The 16,406-nt window shown below is 57.7% G+C and carries 18 protein-coding genes; 9 read left to right on the top strand and 9 right to left on the bottom strand.

Features of this window, described 5'->3' with window-relative positions:
* Positions 1–292 precede the first annotated feature (292 nt).
* Genes PSEUDOMOFG3G_RS27845 through PSEUDOMOFG3G_RS27860 form a run of 4 tightly spaced genes read left to right on the top strand, consistent with a single transcriptional unit; the run spans position 293 to position 3,481 of the window.
* Positions 293–886, top strand: a complete 594-nt coding sequence (locus PSEUDOMOFG3G_RS27845) for an aminodeoxychorismate/anthranilate synthase component II (RefSeq protein ID WP_047228053.1) — start codon at positions 293–295, stop codon at positions 884–886.
* Positions 887–895: 9 nt separating this feature from the next.
* Positions 896–1,945 carry an anthranilate phosphoribosyltransferase gene (trpD, locus tag PSEUDOMOFG3G_RS27850; RefSeq protein ID WP_092400967.1) on the top strand — a complete coding sequence of 350 codons (1,050 nt, stop codon included), beginning with the start codon at positions 896–898 and terminating at the stop codon, positions 1,943–1,945.
* Positions 1,942–2,778 (top strand): indole-3-glycerol phosphate synthase TrpC, encoded by an 837-nt coding sequence (gene trpC / locus PSEUDOMOFG3G_RS27855; RefSeq protein WP_047228051.1) that lies wholly within the window; start codon positions 1,942–1,944, stop codon positions 2,776–2,778. The genes trpD and trpC overlap by 4 nt, the downstream gene beginning before the upstream one ends.
* A gap of 4 nt (positions 2,779–2,782) precedes the next feature.
* Positions 2,783–3,481 (top strand): lipoate--protein ligase family protein, encoded by a 699-nt coding sequence (locus tag PSEUDOMOFG3G_RS27860; RefSeq protein ID WP_139049036.1) that lies wholly within the window; start codon positions 2,783–2,785, stop codon positions 3,479–3,481.
* Here PSEUDOMOFG3G_RS27860 and crp read toward each other — a convergent pair.
* Positions 3,478–4,122 carry a cAMP-activated global transcriptional regulator CRP gene (gene crp, locus PSEUDOMOFG3G_RS27865; RefSeq protein ID WP_047228049.1) on the bottom strand — a complete coding sequence of 215 codons (645 nt, stop codon included), beginning with the start codon at positions 4,120–4,122 and terminating at the stop codon, positions 3,478–3,480. The two genes, PSEUDOMOFG3G_RS27860 and crp, sit on opposite strands and share 4 nt — an antisense overlap.
* 234 nt (positions 4,123–4,356) lie before the next feature.
* On the opposite strand from crp, the gene PSEUDOMOFG3G_RS27870 reads away from it, so the two are divergent.
* Together PSEUDOMOFG3G_RS27870 and speD are read left to right on the top strand one after the other, a co-directional pair.
* Positions 4,357–4,779, top strand: a complete 423-nt coding sequence (locus PSEUDOMOFG3G_RS27870) for an OsmC family protein (protein ID WP_003206127.1) — start codon at positions 4,357–4,359, stop codon at positions 4,777–4,779.
* 239 nt (positions 4,780–5,018) lie between these two features.
* Positions 5,019–5,813, top strand: coding sequence for an adenosylmethionine decarboxylase (gene speD, locus PSEUDOMOFG3G_RS27875; RefSeq protein WP_047228048.1), 795 nt, complete (start codon positions 5,019–5,021; stop codon positions 5,811–5,813).
* A gap of 127 nt (positions 5,814–5,940) precedes the next feature.
* Here speD and coq7 read toward each other — a convergent pair whose 3' ends face one another.
* The 6 genes from coq7 to hemJ all read right to left on the bottom strand — a co-directional run bounded on the left by coq7 (position 5,941) and on the right by hemJ (position 10,380).
* Complete coding sequence (gene coq7 / locus PSEUDOMOFG3G_RS27880) at positions 5,941–6,588, bottom strand: 2-polyprenyl-3-methyl-6-methoxy-1,4-benzoquinone monooxygenase (RefSeq protein ID WP_047228047.1); 648 nt, start codon at positions 6,586–6,588, stop codon at positions 5,941–5,943.
* A 74-nt stretch (positions 6,589–6,662) separates the two neighbouring features.
* Complete coding sequence (locus PSEUDOMOFG3G_RS27885) at positions 6,663–7,001, bottom strand: histidine triad nucleotide-binding protein (protein ID WP_003316306.1); 339 nt, start codon at positions 6,999–7,001, stop codon at positions 6,663–6,665.
* A gap of 82 nt (positions 7,002–7,083) precedes the next feature.
* Positions 7,084–7,872: an SDR family oxidoreductase gene (locus tag PSEUDOMOFG3G_RS27890; protein WP_047228046.1), complete on the bottom strand. Its 789-nt coding sequence runs from the start codon at positions 7,870–7,872 to the stop codon at positions 7,084–7,086.
* Positions 7,873–7,934: 62 nt separating this feature from the next.
* Positions 7,935–8,891: a DUF805 domain-containing protein gene (locus PSEUDOMOFG3G_RS27895; RefSeq protein WP_139049037.1), complete on the bottom strand. Its 957-nt coding sequence runs from the start codon at positions 8,889–8,891 to the stop codon at positions 7,935–7,937.
* A gap of 52 nt (positions 8,892–8,943) precedes the next feature.
* Entirely contained in the window at positions 8,944–9,912 is a 969-nt protein-coding gene (locus tag PSEUDOMOFG3G_RS27900) for a nitronate monooxygenase family protein (protein ID WP_107322991.1), read from the bottom strand.
* 36 nt (positions 9,913–9,948) lie between these two features.
* Entirely contained in the window at positions 9,949–10,380 is a 432-nt protein-coding gene (gene hemJ / locus PSEUDOMOFG3G_RS27905) for a protoporphyrinogen oxidase HemJ (protein WP_047228043.1), read from the bottom strand.
* 134 nt (positions 10,381–10,514) lie between these two features.
* Here hemJ and argC point away from each other — a divergent pair, with 134 nt between their 5' ends.
* Positions 10,515–11,549, top strand: a complete 1,035-nt coding sequence (gene argC, locus PSEUDOMOFG3G_RS27910) for an N-acetyl-gamma-glutamyl-phosphate reductase (protein WP_047228042.1) — start codon at positions 10,515–10,517, stop codon at positions 11,547–11,549.
* A gap of 155 nt (positions 11,550–11,704) precedes the next feature.
* A complete protein-coding gene (erpA, locus tag PSEUDOMOFG3G_RS27915; protein WP_003206114.1) occupies positions 11,705–12,055 on the top strand; it encodes an iron-sulfur cluster insertion protein ErpA in 351 nt (116 codons plus the stop codon).
* Between the two features lie 68 nt (positions 12,056–12,123).
* On the opposite strand, the gene PSEUDOMOFG3G_RS27920 is transcribed toward erpA, so the two are convergent.
* Positions 12,124–13,215, bottom strand: a complete 1,092-nt coding sequence (locus PSEUDOMOFG3G_RS27920) for an anhydro-N-acetylmuramic acid kinase (protein ID WP_047228041.1) — start codon at positions 13,213–13,215, stop codon at positions 12,124–12,126.
* A gap of 3 nt (positions 13,216–13,218) precedes the next feature.
* The gene (locus PSEUDOMOFG3G_RS27925; RefSeq protein WP_139049038.1) at positions 13,219–14,631 is read right to left on the bottom strand and encodes a peptidoglycan DD-metalloendopeptidase family protein; all 1,413 of its coding nucleotides are present in this window, start codon (positions 14,629–14,631) and stop codon (positions 13,219–13,221) included.
* 210 nt (positions 14,632–14,841) lie between these two features.
* Between PSEUDOMOFG3G_RS27925 and tyrS the strand changes: the two genes are divergently transcribed.
* Positions 14,842–16,041 carry a tyrosine--tRNA ligase gene (gene tyrS / locus PSEUDOMOFG3G_RS27930; protein WP_139049039.1) on the top strand — a complete coding sequence of 400 codons (1,200 nt, stop codon included), beginning with the start codon at positions 14,842–14,844 and terminating at the stop codon, positions 16,039–16,041.
* The last annotated feature ends 365 nt before the right edge of the window (positions 16,042–16,406 follow it).

The following is a 16,406-nucleotide window of genomic DNA, read 5'->3' on the forward strand; positions in this document are numbered from 1 at the left end:
CATATTGCGTGCACCGTCCAGCTAAGCTACTGTGCCGGAACGTATGAACGAGACTTCCCCTGTGTCGATTGTCAGCAAACTTCTGGATCAATTGATCAAGGCACACGCCCGTTGGCGTTGGCGCGCCTGAACGTTCTCTGCCGGCCTGGCCGGACCTGTACCGATTTGCCTTCTTTACCCGCTTGAAAGTCGCTTCGCTGGCTCATCACACGCCTCGCCAAGCGCAACACCGCGCGGGTCACTCTCCGAAGGCTGTATTTCAAGTCAGTGAATTCAATAGGTTGCTTACGCCATGTTGCTGATGATCGATAACTACGACTCTTTTACCTACAACGTTGTGCAGTACCTGGGCGAGCTGGGCTCCGAGGTCAAGGTCGTGCGCAACGACGAACTGACCATCGCCGAAATCGAAGCCCTCAAGCCCGAGCGCATCGTGGTCTCTCCCGGTCCTTGCACGCCGACCGAAGCGGGCATTTCCATCGAAGCCATCAAGTATTTCGCCGGCAAGCTGCCGATCCTGGGTGTCTGCCTGGGGCACCAGTCGATCGGCCAAGCCTTTGGCGGCGACGTGGTGCGCGCCCGGCAAGTCATGCACGGTAAGACTAGCCCGGTATTTCACGAGAACAAGGGCGTGTTCGAAGGTCTGAATCTTCCGCTGACCGTCACCCGCTACCACTCCCTGATCGTCAAGCGCCAAACCCTGCCAGATTGTCTGGAACTGACCGCCTGGACTCAGCTCGAGGACGGCTCTGTGGATGAAATCATGGGGCTTCGTCACAAAACGTTGAATATCGAAGGCGTGCAATTTCACCCCGAGTCTATTCTCACCGAACAGGGTCACGAGCTGTTCGCCAACTTCCTCAAACAAACCGGCGGCACGCGCTAAGGACTTTTCATGGATATCAAGACAGCCCTGAGCCGTATCGTCGGCCATCTCGACCTGAGCACCGACGAAATGCGCGATGTGATGCGCGAAATCATGACCGGCCAATGCTCAGATGCGCAGATCGGCGCGTTCATGATGGCCATGCGCATGAAGAGCGAGAGCATCGATGAGATCGTCGGCGCGGTTTCGGTCATGCGCGAGCTGGCGGACCAGGTCGAACTCAAGACCCTGGATGGCGTGGTGGATGTGGTGGGCACCGGCGGTGACGGCGCCAATATCTTCAACGTCTCCACTGCCTCGGCCTTCGTCGTCGCCGCGGCCGGTTGCACCGTTGCCAAGCATGGCAATCGTGCGGTCTCCGGCAAGAGTGGCAGCGCCGACCTGCTGGAGGCGGCCGGGATCTACCTGAACCTGACGCCAGTACAGGTGGCGCGTTGCATCGATAACGTGGGCATCGGTTTCATGTTCGCCCAGACCCACCACCGCGCCATGAAGTACGCCGCCGCGCCGCGTCGTGATCTGGGCCTGCGGACGATGTTCAACATGCTCGGCCCGCTTACGAATCCGGCCGGTGTGAAGCATCAAGTGGTCGGTGTGTTCAGCCAGGCATTGTGCCGGCCCCTGGCCGAGGTCTTGCAACGTCTGGGCAGCAAGCACGTGCTGGTGGTCCATTCGAAGGATGGCCTGGACGAATTCAGCCTGGCTGCACCCACGTACGTGGCTGAATTAAAAAATGATCAGATCAGCGAGTATTGGGTCGAACCTGAAGACCTGGGCATGAAGAGCCAGAGCCTGCATGGGCTGGCGGTGGATGGGCCGGCCCAGTCGCTGGAGCTGATTCGCGATGCCTTGGGGCGCCGCAAGACTGAAAATGGCCAGAAGGCCGCCGAGATGATCGTGCTCAATGCGGGCGCCGCGTTGTATGCGGCGGATCACGCCAGCAGCCTCAAGCAGGGCGTGGAACTGGCCCATGATGCGTTGCACACCGGCCTTGCCAGGGAAAAACTCGAAGAGTTGGGTGCATTTACCGCCGTATTCAAAGTGGAGAACGAAGGATGAGTGTGCCAACGGTTCTGGAAAACATTCTGGCTCGCAAGGCTCAAGAGGTTGCCGAACGCAGTGCTCGGGTCAGTCTGGCAGAGCTGGAAACCTTGGCGCGGGCAGCGGATGCGCCGCGTGGCTTTGCCAAGGCGCTGATCGATCAGGCCAAGAGAAAGCAGCCAGCGGTGATTGCCGAAATTAAAAAGGCTTCCCCCAGCAAAGGCGTGATTCGTGAACACTTCGTCCCCGCCGACATCGCCAAGAGCTATGAGAAGGGCGGTGCGACTTGCCTTTCGGTGCTGACCGATATTGATTTTTTCCAGGGCGCCGATGAATACCTCAAACAGGCGCGGGAGGCGTGCAAGCTGCCGGTGATTCGCAAGGATTTCATGATCGATCCTTACCAGATCGTTGAAGCCCGAGCCCTGGGCGCAGATTGCGTGCTGTTGATTGTGTCCGCCCTGGACGATGTAAAAATGGCCGAGCTGGCGGCGGTCGCCAAAGGCGTGGGCCTGGATGTCCTGGTAGAGGTCCACGATGGCGAGGAGCTGGAGCGGGCCTTGAAGACCCTCGATACTCCGCTGGTCGGGGTGAACAACCGCAACCTGCATACTTTCGAAGTCAGCCTGGAAACGACTCTGGATTTGTTGCCGCGTATTCCGCGTGATCGCTTGGTGATCACCGAGAGCGGGATCCTGAACCGAGCCGATGTCGAGCTGATGGAAGTCAGCGATGTGTATTCGTTCCTGGTGGGCGAAGCGTTCATGCGCGCGGAAAATCCGGGTACCGAGTTGCAACGTCTGTTCTTCCCTGAACGCGGCGTTCCGATAAGCGGTTCGACGCTGGATTGATTCAATGTCGCCGGTGATTTCCCTGACCGTCGAAGCCGGACTGCAAGCCGAACAGGATTTGCTGGCCAGCATCTGTGCAGGCGACGCTGAGTTCGGCTTGTTGTTCTGGCAGCCCAATGATCGCGCGCTGGTCATGCCTCGTCGTTTGAGTCGTTTACCGGGGTTCGAACACGCCTGCCAAATCTCGGCGGCCCACGACTGGCCAGTGCTGCTGCGCGAAACCGGCGGTGAGCCGGTGCCGCAGTCTGCCGCCACCGTCAATATCGCCCTGGTTTACGCTCCGCCGCGTAGTGAAGGCGACCATGGCCGCATCGAAACCGGTTATCGCCGGTTGTGTGATCCGATCTGCCAGTTATTGGATGAGCTGGGTGGGGTGGCTTCGTTGGGTGAAGTCGAGGGTGCGTTCTGCGACGGTCGATTCAACGTCAATCTCGACGGCCGGAAAATGGTCGGCACTGCTCAGCGCTGGCGTCAGAGCAAGGGCGGCCAACGCCCGGTGGGTCTGGTGCATGGAGCCCTGTTGCTGGAGAACGAACGCGAATCGATGGTTGCCGCGGTCAATCGTTTCAATGAAGCCTGTGGCCTGGCGCAGGGAGTGCGCGCCGAGAGTCATATTGCCTTGCATGAAAAATTTCCGGCGCCTCACGCGTTGCAGCGGCTTGAGGCGCTGTACCGGGAACTGCTGACCAGGCTGCTCGCCTAGCGCGTCCCAAAGACCACCATGGTCTTGCCTTTGACGCTGACCAGGTTGCGCTCTTCCAGATCCTTGAGCACACGACCGACCATCTCCCGCGAGCAACCCACAATCCGGCCGATTTCCTGGCGCGTCACCTTGATCTGCATGCCGTCCGGGTGGGTCATGGCATCGGGTTGCTTGCACAGTTCCAGCAAGCAGCGGGCGACGCGACCGGTCACGTCGAAGAAGGCGAGGTCGCCCACCTTGCGGGTAGTGTTGCGCAGGCGCTGTGCGATTTGTCCGCTGAGGACGTAAAGAATGTCGGGATCCTGCACCGACAGTTCCCGGAACTTGCTATAGCTGATCTCCGCGACCTCGCATTCGACCTTGGCCCGTACCCAGGCGCTACGTTCCTGTTCTTTGCCTGCCTGTTCAAACAATCCAAGTTCGCCGAAGAAATCCCCGGCGTTGAGATAGGCGATGATCATTTCGCGACCGTCATCATCCTCGATCAGGATCGTGACCGACCCTTTGATGATGAACGACAGGGTGTCGGAGCGATCGCCCGCGCAGATGATGTTGTGCTTGGCCGGGTAGCGGCGACGCTGACAATGCATCAAGAGTTTGTCGAGATTCTTGATCTTGGGTGTGGGAGTAATGGCAACCATGGTTGTATCCCGAAAGACTGCGCGGTGTATTGATTTGGATTTTTTGTGGGGCGCGACTGGCAATCGCTATAGCTGGCCATACGCCAGCTAATTGGCGCCAGCTTAACAGAGGCGTCCCTAATTGATTTGAGAATTTACCTACACGTATTTGTCATGCGTCCTAAGGCAGAAGCCGCCGTGGCGGGGGGCTGTGCTAAGCTGGCGACCCTTTTTTCAGACAGTGGAGTCTTGGCGATGAAGGCACGCATCCAATGGGCTGGCGAAGCCATGTTCCTCGGTGAGTCAGGTAGCGGTCATGTGGTCGTCATGGATGGCCCGCCAGAAGCCGGAGGTCGGAACCTGGGTGTAAGGCCGATGGAAATGCTCCTGCTGGGCGTGGGCGGCTGCAGTAACTTCGACGTGGTCAGCATCCTTAAAAAATCGCGCCAGGCCGTCGAAAGTTGCGAAGCCTTCCTGGAAGCGGAGCGCGCCACCGAAGACCCGAAAGTGTTCACCAAGATTCACATGCATTTCGTGGTGAAGGGGCGTGCCTTGAAGGAAGCCCAGGTCAAGCGCGCCATTGAGCTGTCAGCCGAGAAATATTGCTCGGCATCCATCATGCTCGGCGCCGCCGGTGTTGAAATCACTCACGATTATGAAATCATCGAATTGGGTTGAATCGACATCCAACCATCATAAAAGCAGTGCAAGCTCTGGCGATCAGAAGCCGACCTCTGCATAATGCGCCACTTTTTTCAGGGCAGTGATCGGTCCTCCGGCCGGTCCCTTGTCTGGACAGACAACCAAAATCGCCATCGCGAAGAGGTGTTAACCGTCCTACGCAGGTGCGTCGTTCGCATCTGACGGGCATGCTTGATCACGCGGCCAGGCCGCAATACATAGAGAGTTTTCAAACGGTGAAAAGCAAACTCAAGCTCCATGGGTTCAATAACCTGACAAAGACCTTGAGCTTCAACATCTATGACATCTGCTATGCGGAAACCCCGCAGGACCAGCAGGCCTACGTCGAGTACATCAATAAAGAGTACAACGCCAAGCGCCTCACGCAGATCCTCACGGAAGTTGTCGATATCATTGGTGCCAACATCCTGAACATCGCCAGTCAGGACTATGAACCCCAAGGCGCCAGCGTGACCATTCTGATCTCGGAAGAACCGGTGACACCGACCGACAGCCAGATCGAAGAGTCCCCGGGCCCATTGCCGGAAATCATCCTGGCCCACCTCGACAAGAGCCACATTACGGTACATACCTACCCGGAAATCCACCCGGTGGATGGCATTGCGACGTTCCGTGTGGACATTGACGTGTCGACCTGTGGCGTCATTTCACCGCTCAAGGCACTCAATTTCCTGATTCACCAGTTCGACTCGGACATCGTGACGGTGGATTATCGCGTGCGTGGCTTTACCCGCGACGTTGAAGGCCACAAGCACTTTATTGATCACGAGATCAACTCGATTCAGAACTATCTCTCCGAAGACACTCGCGACGCGTATCAGATGACCGACGTGAACGTGTATCAGGAAAACCTGTTCCACACCAAAATGCTGCTCAAGAACTTCGAGCTTGATAACTACCTGTTCGGGGACGCTACCAGCAACCTTTCTGCTGAACAGCGGGATCAGGTGGAAGACCGTGTGAAACACGAGATGCTGGAAATTTTCTACGCGCGCAACATGCCACGCTGAAGGTTTCAGCTACAAAAAAGGCGGCTCCCCATGGGAGTCGCCTTTTTTAGTTTCTGTAGAACGTGGATGAACGCACAGACCTGCAACGCTGTGGCGTGGGCATAACCCCTTCGCCACCCTTGCACGATCAGATTCGATAGGTGCTCTTGGTCATGACCTTGGCCAGCAGGCTCATGCCGAACTTCACCGGCGCTGGAAAACGAAACCCTCCGGCCTCAAGCGCACTTTCGGCGTGCTGCTCTTCATCCTCGCGCATCTGCTTGAGAATCGCCCGGGACTTTTCGTCCTCGGCCGGCAATTGCTCCAAGTGCTCATTCAGGTGTTTGCACACCTGATGTTCAGTGGCCGCCACAAAGCCGAGGCTGACTTTGTCGCTGATCAGCCCGGCCACTGCGCCGATTCCAAATGACATCCCATAAAACAACGGGTTCAGGACGCTGGTATGGCTGCCCAGTTGGTGAATGCGTTGTTCGCACCAGACCAGATGGTCGATTTCTTCCTCGGCGGCATGCTCCATCGCCTCACGTACCTGGGGCAGCTTCGCCGTCAGCGCCTGGCCCTGATACAGCGCCTGGGCGCAGACTTCACCGGTGTGGTTGATGCGCATCAGCCCAGCGACATGGCGGGTTTGCTCGTCACTCATTTGCACGTCTGGCTGCACGATAGCCGGCGATGGACGGTAGGGCTGACCACTGAAGGGCAGCAGCGTACGCATCGCGGTATCAGCTTGCAGCAGTAGACGGTCAATCGGTGAGTAGTGACGTTGGGTAGTCATGCTTACCTCCGGGAAAAATCTCGGCGGCCAGTTTAACTCAATCGGCCGCTCAGGATTTGCGTTGGGTCAGGGTATCAACCCGGCGGCCAGTTCATCTGGCGCTGCCCAAGCACATGCATATGAATGTGATAGACGGTCTGTCCCCCAAGTTCATTGCAGTTCATCACCACACGAAAACCTTCTTCGCAGCCCAGTTCAAGCGCCAGGCGCTGGGCAGTGAACAGGATATGCCCGGCCAAGCCTTTGTCTTCTTCGGTCAGATCATTGAGCGTGCGGATCGGTTTCTTTGGGATGACCAGGAAATGCACAGGTGCTTGAGGGGCGATGTCGTGGAACGCCAGAACTTGATCATCTTCGTAAATGATCTTGGCCGGAATCTCCCGGTTGATGATCTTGGTAAACAGAGTATCCACAGCTGTTTCTCCATTGGGTTAGTCGAGCTTGAGTGTACTTAAGGCGCGATTGGCGAGCCCGGTTTTTCACGGGAAAAGGCATTCAGCGGGGGCAGCAGGCCTTGTTGGTCATGCCGGCAATCGTGCGAACCAGCCATCGCGGGCCCAGCCGCGGCAACGCTGCCAGCCAGCGATTGCGGCGCCCAGGAATGATGATCGCCCGGTTTTTTTCCAGTGCGCGCACGGCATACAGCGCGACTTCCTCCGGGCTCATCAGGGTTTGACTGTCGTTGAATTTCTGTTCATTGAGCTGCGCCCGGGCGAAAAAGCCGGTTCGTGTCGGGCCAGGGCAAAGCACCGATACCTTTATTGCGCTTTTTTTCAGCTCGACCCGCAGGGCTTCGGAGAAATGCAGCACGTAAGCCTTGCTGGCGTGATAGGTGCTCATCCAGGGGCCAGGCTGGAACGCGGCGATCGATGCAACGTTCAGGATCTGGCCACCGCCCTGCAGCGCCATGCTGTTGCCCACCGAGTGACAGAGCCGCGTCAAGGCGAGGATATTGACTTCGATCAGGTCCTGCTCGGTCATCCAGTCCTGGCCCAGGAACGGCCCGCTGGTGCCGATACCGGCACAATTGACCAGCAGGTCGATCTGTCGCTCGCCTTCTTCCAGCTCGAGCAGAAAGCCTGAAAGCCTCAGCGGTTCTCCCAGGTCACAGGCCCGGAACAACACCTCCACGCCAAAACGCTGAGTCAGTTCGATTGCAATACTTTCCAGCCGATCACGCTGTCGAGCCACCAATATCAGGTCGCGACCGCGGCGGGCGAGTGCTTCGGCCATTGCCAGGCCAATGCCACTGGAGGCGCCAGTGATCAGAGCGTAACGGGTCATGCAGTTCTCCATCGCAACGGCCCGTCACCAGTGTACTGAGCTGTCACCGGCACGAAGCGCGCTTATTGTTCCTCTTCATAGTCTACAGAAGGCGCAGCAGGCTCGGCTGCTTCGACGGCTGGTTCTGCAGTGTCTTCATCAATGAGCTCGCTGCTCTCATAGCTGCTCAAGGAACTGCTGTCGTATTCCTCTGTGATGCCGCTGAATGCACCGGCCATTGCGGCAAGGAAAGCCACCACGATCATGACAATCCACAGTGACGAAAGTACCTTGACCGCAGTGCTGTTGGGCGGCGGCGGGGGGCCATAGCGATTGGCGCCGGTGTTGCCGGGCAAGGCCATGAGTACGAAGGGGAAGACACTGCCCACGAACGGCACCAGGTTGAGCAGCCACAACCACCCGGACCAACCCAGGTCGTGCAGGCGCTGGACGCTGAACTGGATGCTTACATAAGCAAAGCCCAGTGCGATGATCAGTCCCAGCAGGCCGCCGACGATCATTGCCGCTGTGGAGCTGGAGGCGAGGAACCAGGTCACGCCCAATGAAAAGGCTGTGCCCACCACAAACAGCATGACCAGCGTCAAGGCCATGGTCCAGCCCAGGAAGCGCAGCCGTCCGATGCGCCCATCGAAGCTGAAGGGCTTGAGCGTGCTGTACTCGGCCATTGCTTCACCCACCTCGGCTCGGGGTGGCGCGTAGGGCGATACCGAGTCGATGATTGAGTCCGGGTGGCGTCCGTTCGACGGCGGCGAATGCTGTACCTCGTCCAGGTTCAGTTCGAGGGAAGGTTCGGCTTCGATTCGCGCATCGATCCCGCTCTTGTTGAGAGCCTCCAGGTACTTCTGCGCTTCGGCCTGGGACAGGTTGCTTTTAAGCGCCACCTTGCGCCCGCTGAACAACCGCTCAATGGCACTGACATCGCTTTTGAACAGTTCAGCCAGGTTGAGCTTGGCTGTGGTGGTTTCGACACCCGGCAGCAGGGCTCCATCAAATACGATATTGAAACGGGTTTCGCTCATGCCAGGCATCCTTGTCTCATAAGGTTAAGCAATGGTTTTGATCCGGTTGATTTCAGCGGGGCCACTGGCCGCCGAGTTGTGTCGCGCGGGCCAGCGCCTGCCGGTATTCTTCATCCAGGCGTGCCACTAGCTGATCGACGCTGGGCAGGTCATGGATTTCACCCACGCCCTGGCCTGCGGACCATACGGTTTTCCAGGCCTTGGCTTCGTCGTTCAGTGGCTTGAGTTTGGAACCGAAATCCACCTCGCCCTTGCCCTGCAGGGCGGCCAGGTCGAAACCGGCGTTTTCCAGGCTTTGGCGCATGAAGCTGGCCGGCACTCCAGACACCGCAGGAGTATGCACGATGTCTGCGGCTCTGGATGTGAGCAACATCTCTTTATAAGCGTCAGGCGCATGGCTTTCGGTCGTGCCGATAAAGCGTGTGCCGAAGTAGGCCAAATCCGCGCCAAGCAGTTGGGCGGCCAGAATCTGATGGCCGTGGTTCAGACATCCCGCAAGCAGCAGGGTTTTGTCGAAGAACTGGCGGATTTCGGCGACCAGTGAGAAAGGGCTCCAGGTCCCGGCGTGGCCACCTGCGCCGGCGGCGACCGCTATCAAACCGTCGACACCGGCTTGGGCAGCTTTCTCGGCATGACGGCGCGTGGTGACATCGTGGAATACCAGCCCACCATAGCTGTGAACCGCATCCACCAGTTCTTTCACGGCGCCCAGGCTAGTGATGACAATCGGCACCTGATGTTCGATGCAGATGGCCAGGTCGGCCTGAAGCCGTGGGTTGCTATGATGGACGATCAGGTTCACGGCATAGGGTGCCGGGTTTTCCATTGTTGCCAGGCCCGCTTCGATTTCTTCCAGCCAAGCCTTGAAACCACTGCTTTCGCGCTGGTTCAGCGCCGGAAAGCTGCCGACGATTCCGTTGCGGCAGCAGGCCAGTACCAGCTGTGGATTGGAAATCAGAAACATCGGCGCTGCCACGACGGGCAGGCGCAAACGTTGTTCAAGCAGAGCGGGCAGCGACATCGGAAGTACCCCGGATAAGGTGGTGCTGATTGAAAGTTAGAACGGCCGAACCACGACCAGAATTACGATAGCCAGCAATATCAGAACCGGCACTTCATTGAACCAGCGATAAAAGACATGGCTGCGGGTGTTTTCGCCACGGGCGAAGCGCTTCAATTGCGCGCCGCACATATGGTGATAGCCGATCAGCAATACCACCAGGGTCAGCTTGGCGTGCATCCAGCCGCCTTGAGTGAAGTAGGCACTGGCGTTGAGACTCAGCAGCCAGATGCCGAATACGAGGGTGGCGATCATCGCCGGCCCCATGATGCCGCGATACAGCTTGCGCTCCATGACGATGAAGCGTTCTTTGCTGACGCTGTCTTCGCTTTGGGCGTGATAGACGAACAGGCGAGGCAGGTAGAACAGGCCGGCGAACCAGCAGACCATGCTGATGATATGAAGTGCTTTGAGCCATAGATAGAGCATTTTTTTGTATTCCCAGATTCACGGTAGCTCGATAGTAGAGGCTAGAGCGGCCACACGTCACCTTGGCGGTTGTCGCCGGGCCGCGCGGCCCCTATCATCGACAGCTTTCCAGTGGGTTCGTTGAGGGCAGGTATATGGTCAAGGTCGGTATCGTCGGCGGCACGGGTTACACCGGTGTCGAACTGCTGCGTCTGTTGGCACAGCATCCGCAGGCTGAGGTGGTGGTCATTACCTCCCGATCCGAGGCTGGACTGGCCGTCGCCGACATGTATCCGAACCTGCGGGGCCATTACGACGGCCTGGCGTTCAGCGTTCCGGACATCAAGACCCTCGGGGCCTGTGATGTGGTGTTCTTCGCCACGCCTCACGGTGTTGCCCATGCCCTGGCAGGCGAACTGCTGGCCGCCGGGACCAAGGTCATCGACCTGTCGGCAGATTTCCGTCTGCAGGACGCTGAAGAGTGGGCCAAATGGTACGGTCAGCCACACGGTGCGCCAGATCTGCTGGACGAGGCGGTCTACGGCCTGCCGGAAGTCAATCGCGAGAAAATCAGGCAGGCACGGTTGATCGCTGTCCCGGGCTGCTATCCAACGGCAACGCAACTGGGTTTCCTGCCGCTGCTCGAGGCGGGGCTTGCTGATGCGTCGCGTCTGATCGCCGACTGCAAGTCGGGTGTCAGCGGTGCCGGCCGTGGTGCCAGTGTCGGCTCGTTGTACTCCGAGACGTCGGAAAGCATGAAGGCGTATGCCGTCAAAGGCCACCGTCATCTGCCGGAAATCCGCCAGGGGCTGCGTCGCGCGGCAGGCAAGGATGTCGGCCTGACTTTTGTGCCGCACCTGACGCCGATGATTCGGGGCATTCACTCCACGCTGTACGCAACCGTCGTCGACCGTTCCGTAGACCTGCAAGCGTTGTTCGAGAAGCGTTACGCCAACGAACCGTTCGTCGATGTGATGCCGGCTGGCAGCCACCCTGAAACTCGTAGCGTACGCGGCGCGAACGTTTGCCGGATCGCGGTGCATCGCCCACAGGATGGCGATCTGGTAGTGGTGTTGTCGGTCATCGATAACCTGGTCAAAGGCGCGTCCGGCCAGGCTGTGCAGAACTTGAACATCCTGTTCGGGCTGGATGAGCGTCTGGGTCTGTCCCACGCTGGGATGTTGCCTTAACTCCAATCTGAGGCTGCAAGCTTGAAGCGCCAGGCTTGCAGCTCATAACGTGTAGTTTGCGCCTGCCTCTCAAATAGTTGACCGATTTTCTAGGAGAAGCGGATAATGCGCGTCATCACGCATTATGGCGGCGTAAGCGCCGGGAGATATTCAGCATGAGCGTCGAAACCTTCACCCCCACGGCTTTGCAATTCACCCACGGTGCCGCGCACAAGGTGAAGAGCCTGGTCGATGAGGAGGGGAATGATCGTTTAAAGCTGCGCGTTTTTGTGACGGGCGGCGGTTGTTCGGGTTTTCAATACGGCTTCACTTTCGATGAGGAAGTGGCTGATGACGACACCATCGTCGAACGCGAAGGTGTCAGCCTCGTGGTCGATCCGATGAGCTTCCAGTACCTGGCGGGTGCTGAGGTGGATTATCAGGAAGGGCTGGAAGGGTCGCGCTTCGTCATCAAGAACCCTAACGCCACCACAACCTGTGGATGCGGTTCTTCGTTTTCGATCTGAGGCTTTAAATAAGAACGCCGCAGCGCCTTACGGCTCTGCGGCGTTTTGCTGTGCGGCGAAAAATGGATTCAGGCGGGATAGATTGCGCCGAGTATGCGCAAACCTCGTGCGCCGGTGACACTTGGGCGATTCGCTGAAATGCCTTCAAGGCAGCAATGGGCCAGCCAGGCAAAGGCCATGGCTTCGACCCAATCCGGGTCTACACCGTAAGTGGCCGTGCTGCTGACTTGGGTGTTTGGCAGTAAGTCGGCCAGCCGTTTCATGAGTGTGCGGTTGTGCGCGCCGCCGCCGCAAACCAGCAGCTCTTGAGTGTTGGTCTGGGCATTCTGCAGTGAGTGGACGATGGTCAGGGCCGTCAGTTCGAGTAGCGTTGCCTGCACGTCTTCAGGGGCGAAGACCGGTAGGTGCGACAGGTGCTGGGTCAGCCAGGACAGGTTGAACACTTCGCGCCCTGTGCTTTTAGGGCCTTGAGTGACAAAGAAAGGGTCGCCAAGCAGAGCCTTTAGCAGAGCCGGTTCGACTTTTCCGCTGGCAGCCCACAGACCATCGCGATCAAAGTGCTCGCCCCGTTGCTGATGTATCCAGGCGTCCAGCAATACGTTGCCAGGGCCGCAATCGAAACCGGCTACCGGCTTTTCGGGTTCTATCAGGCTGAGATTGCTGAAGCCGCCGATATTCAGCACGGCACGATTGCCGGCCCGTTCTTCAAACAGTGCTTCGTGAAACGCAGGAACCAGCGGGGCGCCTTGTCCGCCAGCAGCAACATCGCGACTGCGAAAATCGCTGACGACGGCAATACCGGTCAATTCGCTCAACAATGCGGGGTTGCCGATCTGCACGGTAAAGCCACGGGCCGGCTCGTGTCGAATGGTCTGACCATGACTACCGATTGCCCGGATACCTTCAGGTTTGAGCTTCTGTGCGTCGAGCAGGGTGTGGACGCCCTGCGCAGCCAGCCTTACCCAGTTTTGTTGGGCAATGGCTGAGCGAGCGATCTCATCGGGCCCGCTGCTGCATAACTCGAGCATTTCGGTGCGCAGGGAGGCGGGCATGGGGATGTAGTGCGTGGCGATCAACTTGATCGCCGGAGTCAGTTCGATCAGCGCGATATCCAGTCCATCCAGGCTGGTGCCAGACATCACGCCGATATAGTGCGCCATGGTTTAGCGCTTGCTTGAGGCGAGAATGGTGGCTTTTTCCTGGTCCATGCGAGCCATCAAGGGTTGGCTCTGAGCCAGGAAGCGTGAACGCTCGGACTTGGCAATCGGATCGGCCATGGGGAGCTTCTGGCCCAGCGGATCAACGTGGACGCCGTTGACCTGGAATTCATAATGCAAATGCGGCCCGGTGGACAGACCGGTAGTGCCAATATAGCCAATCACCTGGCCTTGCTTGACGCTGCCGCCGGTTTTCACGCCTTTGGCGAAGCCCTGCATATGGCCATACAGCGTACGGTAAGTGTTGCCGTGCTGGATGATCACGGTGTTGCCATAGCCACCCCGGCGTCCGGCCAACAGCACTTTGCCGTCTCCGGCGGCCTTGATTGGGGTGCCGCGGGGAGCTGCGTAGTCGACGCCTTTATGGGCGCGGATCTTGTTCAGGATGGGATGTTTGCGGCCTACGGAGAATCTTGAGCTGATGCGGGCGAAATCAACCGGCGTACGGATAAATGCCTTGCGCATGCTGTTGCCGTCGGCAGTGTAATAGCTGCTGTTGCCTTGTTTGTTGGTGTAGCGCACCGCCGTGTAGGTCTTGCCGCGATTGGTGAAGCGGGCGGAAAGAATAGGGCCGTTGCCGACGCTTTTTCCGTTGACCATTTTCTGTTCGTAAATGACGTCGAACTCGTCGCCCTGACGAATATCCTGAGCGAAGTCGATGTCGTAGCCAAACACGCTGGCCATATCCATTGTCAGGCTATGGGAAAGGCCGGCGCGTGCGGCCGATTGCGACAATGAGCTGTTAATGACGCCATGAGCATAGGCTGAGCGCACGGTTGGTTTGGTGATGACGCGGTTGAACGCATAACCCTTGTCGTTTTTGCTCAGGGTGATGCTTTCCAGGTCACTTAGTTTGGTATGCAGGCTGGTCAGTTGTCCGTCTGGGCTGAGTTCGAACTCGAGTTTCTGACCCCTCTGGAGCCGAGCGAACTGTTTGGCCTTCTTGTCGCTGGCCAGGATCTCGTGGACCAGGGTCGACGGCAGCCCAACCTTTTCGAAGAGAGTGGAGAGCGTGTCGCCTTTGGCAACTATGACCTCATGGTGGCCCGGGTCTTTCTTTTCTTCGATCGCAGGCTCCGCTTGGGCGGACGCGGGCGTGTCTTCAGCGTTGTTTTCGATCTGCGCGAAGGGGGAGGCTGCGGCCTCGTTTGTGGCTTGGACGGCTTCGGCAGCGTCTTGATCTTGTGTCAGTTGTTCAGCAGGACTTTCCAGTTCGAGACTTAGCGTCGTCTTTTTGGCTTCAACATCGCTGGAGGGAAACACCAGGAGCGCCAGGCTAAGAAGGGCGGCAATACCACTTGCAGCGAGCAGGTGGGTCTTGGGGTAAAGCGGCGGCGCTTTGGATGGTTCTGTGGTCATAGGTAATTTGACTTTTGAAGAGATGAATTGGAAAAGATGAATGACATGATGAAGATGAAATAACTGTATAAAATATAACCAAATCACCTGCGAAGCAAGCCCGCGGACACTCTGCCCGTGGATTGGTGTCCGCGCACCCGGCAAACCTTGTATTTGGTGCGCGATCTTGTATGGTTGGGTCCCTTTGAATCTGAGCCTTGCGGGTCTGTTATGAAGTCGGTTGAAGAGCAGCTAGCGCTGATCAAGCGTGGTGCAGAAGAGTTGTTGGTCGAGTCCGAGCTGATTGAAAAGCTCAAGCGTGGGCAGCCGCTGCGTATCAAGGCTGGTTTCGACCCGACGGCACCCGATCTGCACCTGGGTCATACCGTGCTTATTAATAAGCTGCGTCAGTTCCAGGACCTGGGGCATCAGGTCATCTTCCTGATAGGTGACTTCACTGGGATGATCGGCGATCCGAGTGGTAAGAGCGCAACGCGCCCACCGCTGACGCGCGAGCAGGTTCTTGATAATGCCGAGACCTACAAGACTCAGGTCTTCAAGATTCTTGATCCGGTCAAGACCGAAGTCGCTTTCAACTCCACCTGGATGGATCAGATGGGGCCGGCGGATTTCATTCGCCTGACCTCCCAATACACCGTGGCTCGTATGCTCGAGCGCGATGATTTTGACAAGCGCTATAAAACCAGTCAGCCGATCGCCATTCATGAATTCCTCTATCCGCTTGTTCAGGGCTATGACTCGGTGGCGTTGCGTGCTGACGTCGAGCTCGGCGGTACGGATCAAAAGTTCAACCTGCTGATGGGGCGCGAGCTTCAGCGTGGTTATGGTCAGGAAGCCCAGTGCATTCTGACCATGCCTTTGCTGGAGGGGTTGGATGGTGTGAAGAAGATGTCCAAGTCGTTGGGTAACTATGTGGGTATCCAGGAAGCGCCGGGTGTTATGTACGGCAAGCTGGTTTCCATTCCTGACGTGCTTATGTGGCGTTACTTCGAATTGCTCAGCTTCCGTTCCATGGATGAGATCAACGCATTCCGTGCGGATGTTGAGGCTGGGGCAAATCCGCGGGACATCAAGATCAAGCTGGCTGAGGAGATTGTCGCCCGTTTCCATGGTGAGGAGGCGGCGGCTAATGCTCATCGTGCGGCGGGCAATCGCATGAAGGATGGCGAATTGCCGGATGATCTGCCTGAGATCGAATTGACTGCGGCCGAGGATATGCCGATTGCGGCTGTCCTTAATAAAGCAGGCTTGGTCAAGAATGCTGCGGCAGCGCGAGATCTTCTTGGTTCGGGCGGCGTGCGCATCGATGGTGAAGTGGTGGATCGCGCCTACATATATAAGCTGGGCGCTACCCATGTCTGTCAGGCTGGCAAGAAGGCTTTTGCGCGTATCGTGCTGAAGCCGGAATAAAAGCCAAAATTAGTGCTTGACGGAAAATTCTGGACGTCTATAATTCGCCCCACTTCCGGCGCAGTCGAAACGGAAAACTCCTTGATTTTCAACGAGTTAAACGATTTTCGGCAACGCAGGGCTTCAGGTCATCGAAGCTTGGGAAGCAGTTGGTGGGGCGGTTTTTCTGGCTCCGTTAACGATTCGATCTTCTCGATCGAAAGCGGTCAAAAAGAGGTGTTGACAGCAGCGAGTAACGCTGTAGAATTCGCCTCCCGCTAACGAGAGATCGGAAGCGCAAGTGGTTGAAGTTGCAGAGGAAACTTTAAAAACTTCTTAAAATAACCGCTTGACAGATACACCGGGCGCTGTAGAATGCGCGCCTG

Origin of the sequence: Pseudomonas sp. FG-3G (assembly GCF_901007645.1) — a bacterium.
GTDB lineage: Bacteria > Pseudomonadota > Gammaproteobacteria > Pseudomonadales > Pseudomonadaceae > Aquipseudomonas > Aquipseudomonas rhizophila.

Coding starts and splice junctions, on each gene's coding strand:
- argC (WP_047228042.1), top strand. CDS start 10,515: ATGGTCAAGGTCGGTATCGTCGGCGGCACGGGTTACACCGGTGTCGAA.
- crp (WP_047228049.1), bottom strand. CDS start 4,122: ATGGTTGCCATTACTCCCACACCCAAGATCAAGAATCTCGACAAACTC.
- trpC (WP_047228051.1), top strand. CDS start 1,942: ATGAGTGTGCCAACGGTTCTGGAAAACATTCTGGCTCGCAAGGCTCAA.
- trpD (WP_092400967.1), top strand. CDS start 896: ATGGATATCAAGACAGCCCTGAGCCGTATCGTCGGCCATCTCGACCTG.
- PSEUDOMOFG3G_RS27860 (WP_139049036.1), top strand. CDS start 2,783: ATGTCGCCGGTGATTTCCCTGACCGTCGAAGCCGGACTGCAAGCCGAA.
- hemJ (WP_047228043.1), bottom strand. CDS start 10,380: ATGCTCTATCTATGGCTCAAAGCACTTCATATCATCAGCATGGTCTGC.
- coq7 (WP_047228047.1), bottom strand. CDS start 6,588: ATGACTACCCAACGTCACTACTCACCGATTGACCGTCTACTGCTGCAA.
- PSEUDOMOFG3G_RS27895 (WP_139049037.1), bottom strand. CDS start 8,891: ATGAGCGAAACCCGTTTCAATATCGTATTTGATGGAGCCCTGCTGCCG.
- tyrS (WP_139049039.1), top strand. CDS start 14,842: ATGAAGTCGGTTGAAGAGCAGCTAGCGCTGATCAAGCGTGGTGCAGAA.
- PSEUDOMOFG3G_RS27920 (WP_047228041.1), bottom strand. CDS start 13,215: ATGGCGCACTATATCGGCGTGATGTCTGGCACCAGCCTGGATGGACTG.
- PSEUDOMOFG3G_RS27890 (WP_047228046.1), bottom strand. CDS start 7,872: ATGACCCGTTACGCTCTGATCACTGGCGCCTCCAGTGGCATTGGCCTG.
- PSEUDOMOFG3G_RS27925 (WP_139049038.1), bottom strand. CDS start 14,631: ATGACCACAGAACCATCCAAAGCGCCGCCGCTTTACCCCAAGACCCAC.
- PSEUDOMOFG3G_RS27870 (WP_003206127.1), top strand. CDS start 4,357: ATGAAGGCACGCATCCAATGGGCTGGCGAAGCCATGTTCCTCGGTGAG.
- PSEUDOMOFG3G_RS27900 (WP_107322991.1), bottom strand. CDS start 9,912: ATGTCGCTGCCCGCTCTGCTTGAACAACGTTTGCGCCTGCCCGTCGTG.
- PSEUDOMOFG3G_RS27845 (WP_047228053.1), top strand. CDS start 293: ATGTTGCTGATGATCGATAACTACGACTCTTTTACCTACAACGTTGTG.
- erpA (WP_003206114.1), top strand. CDS start 11,705: ATGAGCGTCGAAACCTTCACCCCCACGGCTTTGCAATTCACCCACGGT.